This window comes from Nocardiopsis sp. iso_237, from assembly GCF_056173345.1.
This window is the reverse complement of record NZ_CM149669.1, coordinates 888,079-901,893: the sequence shown is the minus strand read 5'-3', so window position 1 is coordinate 901,893 and position 13,815 is coordinate 888,079. Positions and strand designations below refer to the sequence as shown.

The 13,815-nt window shown below is 69.6% G+C and carries 11 protein-coding genes; 7 read left to right on the top strand and 4 right to left on the bottom strand.

Annotation, left to right across the window (positions count from 1 at the left end):
* Nucleotides 1-12: 12 nt before the first annotated feature.
* The 3 genes from tsaB to alr form a co-directional block, all read right to left on the bottom strand.
* On the bottom strand, nucleotides 13-693 hold the full coding sequence (gene tsaB, locus AC0VYM_RS04275) for a tRNA (adenosine(37)-N6)-threonylcarbamoyltransferase complex dimerization subunit type 1 TsaB (protein ID WP_475459188.1): 681 nt from the start codon (nucleotides 691-693) through the stop codon (nucleotides 13-15).
* A gap of 11 nt (nucleotides 694-704) precedes the next feature.
* Nucleotides 705-1,211: a tRNA (adenosine(37)-N6)-threonylcarbamoyltransferase complex ATPase subunit type 1 TsaE gene (tsaE, locus tag AC0VYM_RS04270; protein WP_475459185.1), complete on the bottom strand. Its 507-nt coding sequence runs from the start codon at nucleotides 1,209-1,211 to the stop codon at nucleotides 705-707.
* A 111-nt stretch (nucleotides 1,212-1,322) separates the two neighbouring features.
* Complete coding sequence (gene alr / locus AC0VYM_RS04265; RefSeq protein ID WP_475459183.1) at nucleotides 1,323-2,438, bottom strand: alanine racemase; 1,116 nt, start codon at nucleotides 2,436-2,438, stop codon at nucleotides 1,323-1,325.
* 90 nt (nucleotides 2,439-2,528) lie between these two features.
* On the opposite strand from alr, the gene AC0VYM_RS04260 reads away from it, so the two are divergent.
* From AC0VYM_RS04260 to AC0VYM_RS04240, 5 genes are all read left to right on the top strand, one after another.
* Nucleotides 2,529-3,161, top strand: a complete 633-nt coding sequence (locus tag AC0VYM_RS04260) for a DUF6069 family protein (protein ID WP_475459180.1) — start codon at nucleotides 2,529-2,531, stop codon at nucleotides 3,159-3,161.
* A gap of 298 nt (nucleotides 3,162-3,459) precedes the next feature.
* Complete coding sequence (locus AC0VYM_RS04255; protein ID WP_475459177.1) at nucleotides 3,460-4,044, top strand: hypothetical protein; 585 nt, start codon at nucleotides 3,460-3,462, stop codon at nucleotides 4,042-4,044.
* A gap of 127 nt (nucleotides 4,045-4,171) precedes the next feature.
* Complete coding sequence (locus AC0VYM_RS04250) at nucleotides 4,172-5,062, top strand: hypothetical protein (RefSeq protein ID WP_475459175.1); 891 nt, start codon at nucleotides 4,172-4,174, stop codon at nucleotides 5,060-5,062.
* Nucleotides 5,049-5,600: a hypothetical protein gene (locus AC0VYM_RS04245; protein ID WP_475459173.1), complete on the top strand. Its 552-nt coding sequence runs from the start codon at nucleotides 5,049-5,051 to the stop codon at nucleotides 5,598-5,600. Before AC0VYM_RS04250 ends, AC0VYM_RS04245 begins: the two co-directional genes overlap by 14 nt.
* On the top strand, nucleotides 5,600-6,499 hold the full coding sequence (locus AC0VYM_RS04240) for a hypothetical protein (RefSeq protein ID WP_475459171.1): 900 nt from the start codon (nucleotides 5,600-5,602) through the stop codon (nucleotides 6,497-6,499). Before AC0VYM_RS04245 ends, AC0VYM_RS04240 begins: the two co-directional genes overlap by 1 nt.
* 42 nt (nucleotides 6,500-6,541) lie before the next feature.
* Here the strand turns inward: AC0VYM_RS04240 and AC0VYM_RS04235 are convergent, their stop codons facing one another.
* Nucleotides 6,542-7,750 (bottom strand): ROK family protein, encoded by a 1,209-nt coding sequence (locus AC0VYM_RS04235; RefSeq protein WP_475459168.1) that lies wholly within the window; start codon nucleotides 7,748-7,750, stop codon nucleotides 6,542-6,544.
* Between the two features lie 115 nt (nucleotides 7,751-7,865).
* On the opposite strand from AC0VYM_RS04235, the gene AC0VYM_RS04230 reads away from it, so the two are divergent.
* Both AC0VYM_RS04230 and AC0VYM_RS04225 read left to right on the top strand, forming a co-directional pair.
* Nucleotides 7,866-9,005: a Gfo/Idh/MocA family protein gene (locus AC0VYM_RS04230; protein ID WP_475462925.1), complete on the top strand. Its 1,140-nt coding sequence runs from the start codon at nucleotides 7,866-7,868 to the stop codon at nucleotides 9,003-9,005.
* 363 nt (nucleotides 9,006-9,368) lie between these two features.
* A complete protein-coding gene (locus AC0VYM_RS04225; RefSeq protein WP_475459165.1) occupies nucleotides 9,369-13,712 on the top strand; it encodes a ThuA domain-containing protein in 4,344 nt (1,447 codons plus the stop codon).
* Nucleotides 13,713-13,815: the final 103 nt, after the last annotated feature.

Sequence of the window (13,815 nt, the reverse complement as noted above, 5' to 3'; positions counted from 1 at the left end):
CCACGGGAGCGGTCACCTCACCCACTGGCGCACCTTCTTCGGGGCTCCGGGCTCGACCGCGTCGGGGCGGCGCAGGTAGAGCGGGGCGGGTTCGGGCAGCTTCTCGCCGCGGTGCAGGCGCAGCAGGGCGAGCTCGGCCATCGCGGCGGCGTCGGGGTGGAGCGGTTCCAGGGCGGCGGTGTCCTCCGCGCCCAGCACGTCGGCGTACATGCGGGCGCCGTCACCGACCAGCGGCAGGCCGCCGGTGTCGATCTCGGCGGGCCGGTCCACCCGGACCTCGCCCACCCGGGTGAGGTGGTCGTCGTAGCGCGCCCAGAACACCTCCTTGCGGCGGGCGTCGGTCATGCCCAGGAACGGCCCGGTCCTCCTGGTGGCGAAGGCCAGGGCGTCCAGGGTGGCGACCCCGTGGCAGGGGACGTCCAGGGCGTCCGCGAGGGCGTACGCGGTGGCCAGGCCCACCCGCAGGCCGGTGTACGGGCCGGGGCCCATGCCGACCGCGATGTGGTCGAGGTCGCCCAGCACCAGCCCGGACTCGGTGAGCAGGTTCTGGATGGTGGGCGCGAGGAGTTCGCCGTGGCGACGGGCGTCCACCGAGCTGGCGCTGGCGCGCAGCAGGAAGGAGCCGTCCGGGGTGGTCTCCCCGATGGCGGCGGTGACCGCCGGGGTGGCGGTGTCGAAGGCCAGGAGCAGCACGGGTGTTCCGCCTATCCGTTCCCGGCGGCGGTGCCGGGCAGGTCGATGTCGGTCCACCGCGCGCCCACCGGGCGCAGGTGGACGGTGCGGGTGTCGTCGGAGTGGCGTTCGATCCGGATCTCCAGGCGGTCGTCGGCCAGACCCTCGGCCACGCCCTCACCCCACTCGACGACGGTGACGGACTCGCCCAGGGTCATGTCCAGGTCGATGTCGTCGACCTCGTCGGGACCGCCGAGCCGGTAGGCGTCCACGTGCACGAGGGCGGGGCCGCCGACCAGGGACGGGTGGATTCTGGAGATGACGAACGTGGGCGAGGTGACCGATCCCCGCACGCCGAGGCCCTGGCCGAGCCCCTGGGTGAGGGTGGTCTTGCCCGCTCCCAGCGGCCCGGAGAGGATCAGCAGGTCCCCGGGGCGGGAGAGTGCGGCCAGGTCACGGCCCAGAACGCGCATGTCCTCGTCCGTCGCGGCGGTGACCGCGTGGACGTGGGACGCGGTGGTGGCTGTGGTGTCTGTCATCGCTCTCACAGGTTGGTCCGTGTGGTGGTCAGCGCCGGAGCGCGCCGAAGGTCCCTCTTCACCCAGGTTAGGCCGGGTGGAGAAGGTTCGTGACCGATATCGGGGACTGCGTCAGCCGACGTACTCGCGCGGTACCCGGGCACCGATCCGCGTGATGATCTCGTACGGGATGGTGTCCAGGACGTCGGCCCAGTCCTGCGCGGTGGGAACGCCCCGGCCCGGGTCTCCGAACAGGACCGCGAGGTCGCCCGCGCGCACCGGATCGTCTCCGACATCGACAACGAACTGGTCCATGCAGACTGTTCCCGCGATGGTGCGGCGGGCGCCGCCCAGCTGGACCGGGCCCCGGTTGGTGGCGGCGCGGGGCACCCCGTCCGCGTAGCCGAGCGGCACGAGGGCCAGGGTGGTCTCCTCCTGGGTGACGTACCGGTGACCGTAGGAGACGCCGCTGCCCGCGGGGACGCGCTTGGTGAGTGCGATCCTCGATTCGAGGGTCATCGCGGGGCGCAATCCGGGCACGTCCAAATCAGGGATTGGGCAGAGTCCATAACTCGCGATTCCGCCCCGCACCAGATCGAACCGCGCCTCCGGCAGGGTCAGCAGCGCGGCCGAGTTGGAGATGTGCCGGACCTCCGGGTTCAGCCCCGCCTTGTCCGCCACCAGGAGCGCCTCGTGGAAGACGTCCAGCTGCGCCTGGATCGACGGGTGACCGGGCTCGTCCGCGCAGGCGAAGTGCGACCACAGGCCGGTGACCCGGACGGTGCCCTCCTGCTCCGCGAGGGCGGCGGCCTCGACCACGGAGGCCCAGTCGCCCCGGTTCACGCCGCCCCGGTTCAGGCCGGTGTCCGCCTTGAGCTGGACCCGCGCGACCCGGCCCAGACGGCGGGCCTCGGAGACCACCGTGTCCAGCACGGCGCGGTCGCTGATCCCGAGGTCGATGTCGGCCTCGATCGCCTCCCCCACCGGCTCCCCCGGGGGGATGATCCAGGACAGGACGGGCACCGTGACGCCCGCTCGGCGCAGCTCCAGCCCCTCCTTGATGAGCGCGGTCCCCAGCCAGGTGGCTCCGCCCGCGATCAGGGCACGCGCGGCGGGGACCATCCCGTGGCCGTATCCGTCGGCCTTGACCACCCCCATGAGGGGCGTCCCCCCGGCCAGTTCACGGAGCAGCCGGGCGTTGGAGGTGATCGCGTCGAGATCGACGCGAGCGTGCGCGAAAGGAGCCATACCCACAGTGTTCCACGCGTGGGTTACCGCTGCGGAGCTGCGGGTATGTGGCCTACGACCGAGTTCGAGCCCTATTTTGGGGATATCGGGATGAACGAAATCGGAAGTGAACGAGCCGTCAACGTGACCCGGCTCTGGTCCGGCGGCCTGGCCACCGCGGTGGTCGCCGCACTGGTCATCTTCGCCGGAACCCTGGTGGTTCGCGGGGTCTTCGGCGTCCCGGTGCTGGCACCGGAGGAGGCCGGGAACCTGGGTGACGCCGGAACGGTCGGTTACGCGCTCCTGGCGGGGCTGGTCGCGCTGCTCGCGACCGCACTGCTCCACCTGTTGCTGCTGTCCGCGCCCCGGGCGCTCTCGTTCTTCGGCTGGATCGTCGGTCTGGCCACGGCCATCGCGGCCGTCACGCCCTTCACGCAGGGCGCCGAGATCTCCAGCCAGGTCGCGACGGGCCTGATCAACCTGGTCTGCGGTATCGCCATCGCCTCGCTGCTGCGGGGCGTCGGCCGGACCGCGGTGATCAGCCGGGTCCCCCGACAGGCCAGACGCGAGGAGGGCCCGGCACTGCGCCACGAGGGTGTCCTGCCCGACGTCGAACGGCGGGAGTACGACCCCACGCGCTACCGCGCGATGGAGGAGGACGCCGAGTACGACGCCGCTCGCGACCGCGCCGAGGCCCAGCGCGCGGAGGAGGACCGTGCCCGTCACGGCACCCGCGACGACTGACCGGAGATACGACACCGCCGGGGGCGGGGACCCGAGAGGTCCCCGCCCCCTTCGCATGCCAGGATTCGCAAGGCAGAAGCACCGAACCAGCCGACGCACCCCCGCGTCGCACCGTGCGAAACGTCCGACCCGGGAGGGGCTGGAGACCATCGAGGAGCTCGCCAACAGAGAGAGCCCTTCTGGCGCCCCTCGAGGACGGCACTCACGAAACCGTCGTGACAGAATTCGGCGTAGTCCGTGTCGGCCCTCAACCACCCGCAGCACAGACCATATTCGACACATCGGAGCCACCAGGACCATGGACCAGTTCAGCCCCGAGGAGCAGGCAGTACTCGAACTCCTCCTGAACAACGGGGACCAAGTCCCCCCGAACAGCGCCAGGAACTTCCCGGAGATCGTCGAGGGCATCATGAGTCTGTGGGCGGACCACCGCCGCAGCGACCGCGCCTGGCCTCCGGAATTCGTCGAGGAGGCCGCAAGACTCCTTCGGAAGCCAGGAAACCGCCACGGATTCTCCACCTACTTCTACACCTGTGAGAAGTACTCCCTCCGCAGAAGAGGGGACGGATTCCAGAGGGCCTGCTACCTCCGAAGCAAGATCCAGATCCTGACTGACGACTTCGTACCCTTCGCCGACCTCATGCACCCGGACGACTCCGGAGAGCTGGAAAAGGTCGACAGGCTCTACACCCAGGACGCTCACGACATCGCCCCCATCCCACCCGAGGAGATTCCTGAGTGGGTCCCCGATTCCCACTGGTGGTGGCATGCCCCCAGCCGCCTCGACATGAGCCAGCAGGAAATCGAAGAGAAAATCCACGACTACTCCCTCAGTGACTTCCACACCGAGGATGAGGAATTCCCCGAGAACACATCCCGGTGACATTGAACGCGAGATCAGGATTTCCGAAAATACAGAAATTCCTCTTCGCGCAGCTCCAAAGCCTCCCCCACCCCAGGAACCCGGCGAGGACCGCGCCGCCCGGCCCACCCTGATCGGATACACCCCCATGAACACGACGCCACCAAGCCCACAACCCCCCACAGTGTCATCACCACAGGACTCCAATTCAGAGAAACTTGAAGAGGCGCTCAGGTGGTCAGGAATGAGCGCGGATGAGATATCCCAGATAAAGGGGAAGGCAAACACAAAAAAGCGACCATGGCAGCGCCTCTCGGCCGCAGTTGTGAAAAACGATTTTCCAGAAATGGGCTCTACCGGCCCAAAAGCCGAAGCAGTGAAACCCGCAATGGCCAAGGCCCTGGATTTCGCCTTCGAGAAGGCCCCCGACTTCAAAGAATGCGCCTACAGGTACGAGTATTTCAAGGCCTTCTACGATGCCAAGATGGACGCCCTCCAGGACAACCACAGCCACTTGTCAAGAGTTGACCTGCTCAAGGAGGCAACCAATCAGATCATCCAGTCGGAAGAAGACATTCGCCAGGCGCTCACATCCGACATTCGTCAGATCAAAAAAGCAAGAGGCAACGGGCAAGCGACAGTTGACATCACACTGAGCGATGAGGAGATTGTCGCCTCACTCCGAAAGCAGGCCGCACTGATCGGGATGGGCCCGGACACCTCAACGGCATACCATGCCAGGAAACACTTTATGGAACTTCCCGCCGAGGAACGAGATGGCCTGCATCCAGTCGAGGCTTATCTCAATAGCCTGGAAAAGACCATCAAAGAGGGAGACCTGACAAGCCTCCAGCGCGGTGAGAATAACGTCAAAGCTTCCTTCTCAAGGAATATACCGCCCGGCCGGGGAAAAATCCCCCGGGACGGAACCTCGCAACACAACAAGATCTTCGCTGCCCTGTTCGTCAAGAAATCAGGAGATACCAGGGCACTGACCATGCACAGCAAATCGGAGCCAGAAGGCTATGAACCAGGTTAGGCACGAGGAGCAGGAAGTAATCGAACGCCTTGCGAGGAACGCGGACGACGTCCCCCCGGACTCCGCACTGAACTTCCCAGGGATCGTGGACGACATCGTGTCCCTGTGGGTACAGCATCGCCGCCAGGATCGCGCGTGGTCTCCGGACTTCGTGAAGGAGACTGCCAGGCTCCTCAGGAAGGAGGGGAACCGCCACGGGTTCTCGGCCCACTACGGCACGTGCCACATGTACGCCCTCCGCAGCTCGGGAGAAGGGTTCCCGAACGCGTGCCATCTCCGGACCGACATCCAGATCATCATCGACGATTTCGTCCCCTTCGCCGACCTCATGCATCCGGCCGACTCCGACGCACTGGACGTGGTCGACGCGATCTTCGTCCGTCAGGCCGACGACATCGTGCCGATCCCGCCCAAGGAGATCCCGTGGTGGGTTCCCGAGTCGCACTGGTGGTGGCGCGTTCCCACTCGCGATGACTGGACCGAGGACGAGATCAACGCCAAGATCAACGACTACTACGACGACGACTGGGATTCCTGATGACCGACGGCAACCCCTCCCCGGTGGAGACGCGGCTCCAGCGGGACCTCGCTGAGGTGAACGCCCTGGGCCGGGGCGGCGTCCGCGTCGACCTGAGCGCCGGGTCCAAGGCCGTGGTGACGGCCCTGCGCGAGTCCGCCGACCGGATCGGTTTCGACTCCCCGATCAACGCCGCGGTGCACGTCATGCGCCGCCTGGACGAACTCCCTCCGGCCGAGCGCGGGAACCCGATCCCCTCGTACCACGCCTCTGCCTCGGAGTCCGTGCGCACCGGGCGCGCCAGGTCCGGGGGTGTGGACGAGGGTGTGTTGCGCCTGGTCTTCGAGCGGGTCGCCCCCCTGTCCCCGTCGGCCACGGTCACCCTGTCCACCCAGGTGGAGATCATGGGCGACGGCACGGCCTACCTGGCCGAGCACGGCTGGCCCTCGTTCCCGCAGCGCCCCGTGCACGCCTTCTCCGGCAGGCCGGAGGAGCTGCTGGAACAGGCTCGGGTCGGCCTCGCTGACCCGGAGGCGCCCCTGGACCAGTCGTTGCTGTTGTTGTGGGGAGCCCGGATCGGTTCGGCCGACCTCGTCGGCACGCAGGAACAGCGGCTCTCGGTCGCGGAGCGCGCCGCGGTGCGCGGCGGGGAGATCCGCAGGACGGTGGCCCGCGCCGAGCAGCTGGCCTCCGGTCCCGAGTGGTACGCGGCCTGCCTGTACCGCTCCATGCTGGAGAACCTCTTCGAGGGCTTCCTGGGCGCGGTGACGTTCGCCGTGGTCAAGGCGGAGGACATCGACGACGTCGACGAGGAGCTGAAGGAGGGGCTGCCGCAGGCCGAGGGCGCCGTTCCCGAGGCGGTCCCGGCCGGGGCGCCCGAGGGGCACTGGTGGTGGCGGGCTCCGTTCGCCCGTTCCTGATCCACCCCCGGGGAGCGGGACCCGCCACGGGCCCGCTCCCGGTCAGGCGCCCATGACCAGGGACTCGGCGTGTTCGGGGCTCAGGCAGTGCTCGATGACCATGACGGCCGCGCCGATCACGCCCGCGCTCTCACCAGCCTTGGACGAGGCGATGCTCAGGTTCTCCGTGGCCAGCGGCAACGAGCGCTGGTAGATGACCTCCCGGACCCCGGCGAGCAGGTGGTCCCCGGCCATGGCCAGCGCACCGCCGACGACGATCACCGACGGGTTGAACATGTTGACCGAGGCGGCCAGCACCTCACCGACGTCGCGGCCCGCCTGGCGCAGGGCGCGCAGCGCCGGGACGGACCCGTTGCGGGACAGTTCCACCACGTCGCGGGCGCCCGAGGCGGGGACCCCCTCGGCGGTCAGGGCCTCCGCGAGCGCGTGTCCGCTGGCCACCGCCTCCAGGCAGCCGGTGTTGCCGCAGCGGCAGGGCCGGTCGGCCCCGCTGGGCACGTGGATGTGCCCCATGTCCCCGGCGGCTCCCTGAGCACCCCGGTAGACACTGCCCTCGCTGACGATCCCGCAGCCGATGCCCGTGGCGACCTTCACGAAGAGCAGGTGGCTCGCGGTGGGCCAGGCGACGTGGTGTTCACCGACGGCCATGATGTTGACGTCGTTGTCTACCAGCACGGGCCGGTCGATGCGGCCGCGCACGTGGCCGGACACGTCGAAGCCGTCCCAGCCGGGCATGATCGGCGGGTTGACCGCGCGCCCGGTGGAGTGCTGGACGGGGCCGGGCAGGCCCACGCCGACGCCGAGCAGGTCCGCGGTGCCGTGTCCGGATGAGGCGAGCAGGGCGAGACCGTGGTCCACCACCCAGTCCAGGACGGCTTCGGGGCCCTGCGCGATGTCGATGTCGGCGCGGTCCTCCGCGAGCACGGTCCCCGACATGTCGGTGAGGGCGAGCCGGGCGTGGGTGGCACCCAGGTCGGCGGCGAGCACGACGCGTGCGTCCGGGCGGAACGAGAAGGTCGTGGGCGGTCGCCCGCCGGTGGAGACGGCTTCCCCGGCCGGTCCGATGAGCCCGCTGGCCAGGAGCGCGTCCACGCGCTGGGTGACCGTGGAGCGGGCCAGACCGGTGACGGAGGCCAGCTCGGAGCGGGTGCGTGGACGTCCGTCGCGCAGCAGCCGGAGCAGGGTCCCGGCGCCGGGCGCGGCTGTGGCGGCCGGGGTTCGCTGTGGAGCTGTCAGCGCGTCTTCCGTCATGGGACCAGTGAAGCACAGGATCTATTGAGTGGCCGTCATTCATCTATTTTGTCCACATCCGGCAACTTATGCTTGACCTTCGACATAAGTCAGACGTAACGTCTCGGTCATGTCAGTGAAACAGGTCACAGGTCTGGGCGGTTCGCCGGGGCACACCGCCCCCTCGGCCTACCGCGCCGCGGTGATCGGAACCGGCTTCATGGGCCGGGTCCACACCCACGCCGTCCGCGCCTCCGGCGGCGAGGTCGTCGGTGTGGCGGGGTCCTCCCCCGCCAGGGCCGAGGACTTCCGCGCCGCCCACGGCCTCGCCCGGGCCCACGCCGACCCCCTCGAACTGATCCACCGACCCGACGTCGACGTGGTGCACGTGTGCACCCCCAACCATCTGCACGCCCCTCTGAGCCTGGCCGCCCTCGCGGCGGGCAAGCACGTGGTCTGCGAGAAGCCGCTGGCCACCGACGCCGAGACCGCCCGCGGCCTCACCCGGGCCGCGCACGAGGCCGACCGGGTCGCCGTCGTCCCCTTCGTCTACCGCTTCCACCCCATGGCCCGTGAGGCCCGCGCCCGGGTCGCCTCGGGCACCGTCGGCCGGATCGGCCTCGCCCACGGCGGCTACCTCCAGGACTGGCTCCTCCACCCCGAGGAGGACAACTGGCGCGTCGACCCGAAGATCGGCGGCCCCACCCGGGCCTTCGGGGACATCGGCTCGCACTGGTGCGACATGCTGGAGTTCGTCACCGGCGACCGCATCGACGCGGTGAGCGCCCAGACCTCCCGGTTCAACGAGCACCGGGGCGAGGCGGGCCGCGCGGTCACCACCGAAGACCTGGTGACCCTCCAGTTCTCCACCGAGGGCGGGGCCGTGGGAACCGCCGTGATCAGCCAGGTCTCCCCCGGCCGCAAGAACCAGCTGGTGCTGGAGGTCTCCGGCACCGAGGGCTCGCTCCGCTTCGACCAGGAACGCCCCGAGACCCTCTGGGCGGGCGGGCGCGACCGCTCGGCGGTCATCTCCCGCGACGACGCCGACCTCGGTCCGGACGCGGCCCGCATGGTCACCCTCCCGGTCGGCCACCCGCAGGGCTACCAGGACTGCTTCAACGCCCTGGTCGCGGACACCGGCGCCGCCGTCGCGGGCGGGGAACCCGAAGGACTCCCCGTCTTCGCGGACGGACTGCGGGCCGCCGTGCTCGCGGAGGCCGTGCTGGAGTCGGCCCGCGAGCGCCGCTGGGTCGACGTCCCCCGGACGGACCGTTAGGTGCGCGCCCCAGTGGTCCGATCCGCCCAGGTTTGTACGAAAGACCGAGACCCCCTCGGCCGCGACGACCTGGAACGGTTACGGACCGTGAACCCAGGGGCCTCAACAGGTTACTCAGTGCCCCTGGTCAACGGAACCGCCACGACGGAGAATGCCAGCGAGTCGTCTCGCCCAGGTTCCTCCCTGCCCCCGACGAAAGGTGCCGCCGTGGACTGATCACACCGATGAGGCGGCCACCCCCCGCTTCCGAACGCGATAGCAGGAACTCCCCGACGGATCGCCGCACGCGGCCCACCGTCCCTGCCGTCGGCGCCGGCACGCCGCACGGACTCATCGACCCCCCACCCCCAGGTGAGGTTTCCCGTGATCAAGAGACCCCTACGAACGCTGGGCGCGCTGACGGCGAGCATCGCGTTGGCCCTCGGGCTGACGTCGGTCCCGGCCCAGGCCGACGCCGTGGAGGAGGAGCCGTTCACCGCGCTCATCTTCTCCAAGACCACCGGCTTCCGACACGACTCCATCCCCTACGGCGTCGCCCTCTACGAGGCACTCGCGGAGGAGCACGGCTTCGAGACCGAGCACTCCGAGGACGCCGACATCTTCAACCCGGAGGACCTGGCCCGCTTCGACGCGGTCATCTGGCTCTCCACCACCGGCGACGTCCTGGACGAGGGCCAGCAGGCCGCGTTCGAGGAGTACGTCCAGGACGGCGGCGGGTACGTCGGCGTCCACTCCGCCTCCGACACCCACTACGACTGGGAGTGGTACGGCGACCTGGTCGGCGCGTACTTCGCCAGCCACCCGCCCGGCACCCAGGACGCCGAGGTGATGGTCAACGACCGCGCCCACCCCTCGACGTCCATGCTCCCGGCCAGCTGGGACCGGCACGACGAGTGGTACGACTACGACGTCAGCCCGCGCGGTGACGTCCACGTCCTGGCGGGCCTGAACGAGGCCTCCTACGAGGACGTCGTCGACCCGGCCGGACAGATGGGCTTCGACCACCCGATCGCCTGGTGCCAGGTGTACGACGGCGGCAGGTCCTGGTACACCGGCGGAGGCCACACCGTCGAGTCGTACTCGGAGCCGGAGTTCACCGCCCACCTGCTCGGAGGCCTCCAGTGGGCCGCCGGACAGGTCGAGGGCGACTGCGGCGCCACCCAGTGGGACAACTTCGAGAAGGTCACGCTCGCCCAGGGCGAGGAGAACGTCGGCGAGCCCATGGGCATGGCCGTGCTCCCCGACGGCCGGATCATGCACACCTCCCGCAACGGCCAGGTGTCCATGTGGTCCCCCGAGACCTACAGCACGAACGCGCTCGCGGACGTCCCGGTTTACGACCACGACGAGGACGGGCTCCAGGGCATCGCGCTCGACCCGGACTTCGAGGAGAACGGGTGGGTGTACCTGTACTACGCGCCCGTGATCGACGGCGTCCCCTCGGGCGCCGCACCGGAGAACGGTTCCCCGGAGGACTTCGAGCCCTTCGAGGCGCACAACAACCTGTCGCGCTTCCAGTTCGTGGACGGTGACGAACCCTCCCTGGACCTGGAGAGCGAGCAGGTGATCCTGGAGGTCGAGGCCACCCGGGGCATGTGCTGCCACGTCGGCGGCGACATCGACTTCGACCCCGACGGCAACCTCCTGCTGTCCACCGGCGACGACACCAGCGCCTTCGGTTCGGACGGGTTCAGCCCGCACGACGAGCGGGAGAGCCGCAACCCGGCCTTCGACGCCCAGCGCGGCTCGGCCAACACCAACGACCTGCGCGGCAAGCTGATCCGCATCTCCGTCAACGAGGACGGCGGATACGACATCCCCGAGGGCAACCTGTTCCCGCCGGAGACCTCCGACGCGGACCTGACCCGCCCCGAGATCCTCGCGATGGGCCTGCGCAACCCGTTCCGGTTCTCCGTGGACCAGAACGACGGCAGCGTCTACCTGGCCGACTACGGACCGGACTCACCCGTGGCCGACCCCGAACGCGGCCCGGAGAACACGGTCACCTGGCACCACATCACCGAGCCGGTCAACATCGGCTGGCCGTACTGCATCGGCAACAACTCCGCCTACAACAAGTACGACTTCGGGTCCGGCACGTCCGGGGAGCCGTTCGACTGCGACGCCCCGGTCAACGAGTCGCCGCGCAACACCGGGCTGACGGAGCTGCCCCCGGTCACCCCGGCGTCGATCTGGTACGGCTACGACGAGTCCGAGGAGTTCCCGCACCTGGGCACCGGCGGCGGCGCCCCCATGGGCGGCCCGGCCTACGACTTCGACCCCGAGCTGGACTCGGACAACAAGTGGCCCGAGTACTACGACGGCGTCCCGCTGCTGTACGAGTGGAGCCGCCAGTGGATCAAGCAGGTGCACCTGGACGACGAGGGCGGTGTCCTCGACATCACCGAGACCGTCCCGGACATCGACCTGGCCAACCCCATGGACATGGAGTTCGGCCCGGACGGCGCCCTGTACGTGCTGGAGTACGGCTCCGGCTGGTTCGGCGGGGCGGAGGACTCCGCGATCTCCCGCATCGACTACTCCGGGTCGGGCGACAGCCCGGTGGCCCGGATCGGCACCAGCGCCACCTCGGGTCCGGCGCCGCTGACCGTGGAGTTCTCCGGTGAGGGCTCCTTCCACCCCGGCGGCCTGGCCTTCGACTACGCGTGGAACTTCGGGGACGGCACGACCTCGACCGACCCCGCGCCCACGCACACCTTCGAGGAGGCGGGCCGGTACAACGTCAGCCTCACGGTGACCGACACCGAGGAGCGCACGGGCACGGCCACGGTGACGATCACCGCGGGCAACACCGCGCCCAAGGTCGCCTTCGACTCGCCCCGCGACGGCCAGTTCTTCGACTGGGGCGACGAGATCCCGTTCGACGTGACCGTGGAGGACACCGAGGACGGGTCGATCGGGGACGGGATCGACTGCGGCGAGGTGGACGTCACCTCGTCGCTGGGCCACGACAGCCACGCCCACCCCTGGACCCAGTACGAGGGCTGTGAGGGTGTCAGCGTCACCGGGACCGACGGCGGTCACGGCCACGACATGAACATCTTCTGGGTCCTCCAGGCCGAGTACACCGACCGCGGCGGGGACGGCGTTCCGGCCCTCACCGGCAGCGACGGGATCAAGCTCAACCCGTCGCGGATGCAGGCGCAGTACTTCACCGGCAGCGAGGGAGTGGTCACCGACTCCACGGAGGACCCCAACGGGGGCCTGCGCAACCTCGGCGGCATCCACCACGGCAGCTGGGTCTCCTACGACCCGGTCAACCTGCACGGGGTCGAGCAGATCGGCTTCCGTGTGGCCTCGGACGGGGCGGGCGGCACCATCGAGGCCCGCGCCGACTCCCCCGACGGTGAACTGGTCGGCTCGGTCGACGTCGCACCCACCGGCGGCTGGCAGGAGTGGACCGACGTCACGATGGACGACGTCACCGACCCCGGCGGCACCATCGACCTCCACCTGGTCTTCGTCAACGACGGGGCCGGGGACGAGGCGCTGTTCAACGTCAACTACTTCGACGTGAACGCCGACCACGACGGCGGCCACGAGGACGGGCCCGAGACCGAGCTGACCAGCCCGGCCGACGGCGCGACCTTCGAGGCGGGCGAGGACGTCCCCCTCTCGGCGGAGGTCACCGACCACGGTGACGCCGGGATCGAGGAGGTGGAGTTCCTCGTGGACGGGCAGCCGGTCGCCACGGTGGCCGAGGGCCCCTACGAGGCCTCCTGGACCGACGTCCCCGAGGGCGAGTACGCGGTCAGCGCCGTGGCCACCGACGGCGAGGGCCGCACCGGCGCCTCCGCCACCCACACCATCACGGTCGGGGACGAACCCGCCCCCGTGGAGTGCGCGCCGCCCAACCTCGACGACGGCTACCGCGCCCTGTGGGACGGGGAGTCCCTGGACGGCTGGAACATGGCCGGTCCGGGCAGCTTCGAGATCGTCGACGACGGTGACGGGTGCGTCCTCCAGACCGAGGGCGGCATGGGCCTGCTCTGGCACGAGGACGAGCTCGGCTCCTACCGGATGAAGCTGGACTACCTCACCCACGAGGAGTCCGACAACTCCGGTGTCTTCGTCGGCTTCCCCGACCCGGGCGACGACCCGTGGGTCGCGGTCAACGAGGGCTACGAGATCCAGATCGACCCGTACGGCGCCCCCGACGGAGACCCCCTCACCCAGACGGGGGCCGTGTACACGTTCCAGGCCGCCTCCTCCCACCCGGAGGTCGTGGGCGAGTGGAACACGATGGAGATCGAGGTCGACGACCCGATGATCCGCGTGTGGATCAACGGCGAGCTGGTCAACGAGTTCGAGAGCACCGACCCCGCCCGCGACCTCTCGGCCGGACGCGTCGGGCTCCAGAACCACGGCGCGAACGACCTCGTGTGGTTCCGCGACGTGCAGGTCACCGACCTGGAGGACGAGACGGAGACGTTCACCTTCGCCGAGGTCCACGAACGGGTCGGGGAACTGGCCGAGGCGGGCGGTCTGACCGCCTCCGAGGCCACCCGGCTCACCCGTCAGCTGGAACTGGCCGAGCACCACGTGAGCGTGGGTCGGCCCGCACAGGCCGGACGCTCGCTCGACCGGTTCCGGACGACCGCCGAGACCGTGGCCGACCCCGACACCCGAGAGGAGCTGGGGCGCCTGGCCGACGGCCTCGAACACCTGACCGCACCACCCGAGTAGCTCCGGATCAGCAGTAACGCGACGAACCGTGGCGGGGCCGGACCCCGGCCCCGCCACACCCCCGCGGCGTCGCTCGCACGGCACGCGCCGCCCGTGACCCGGC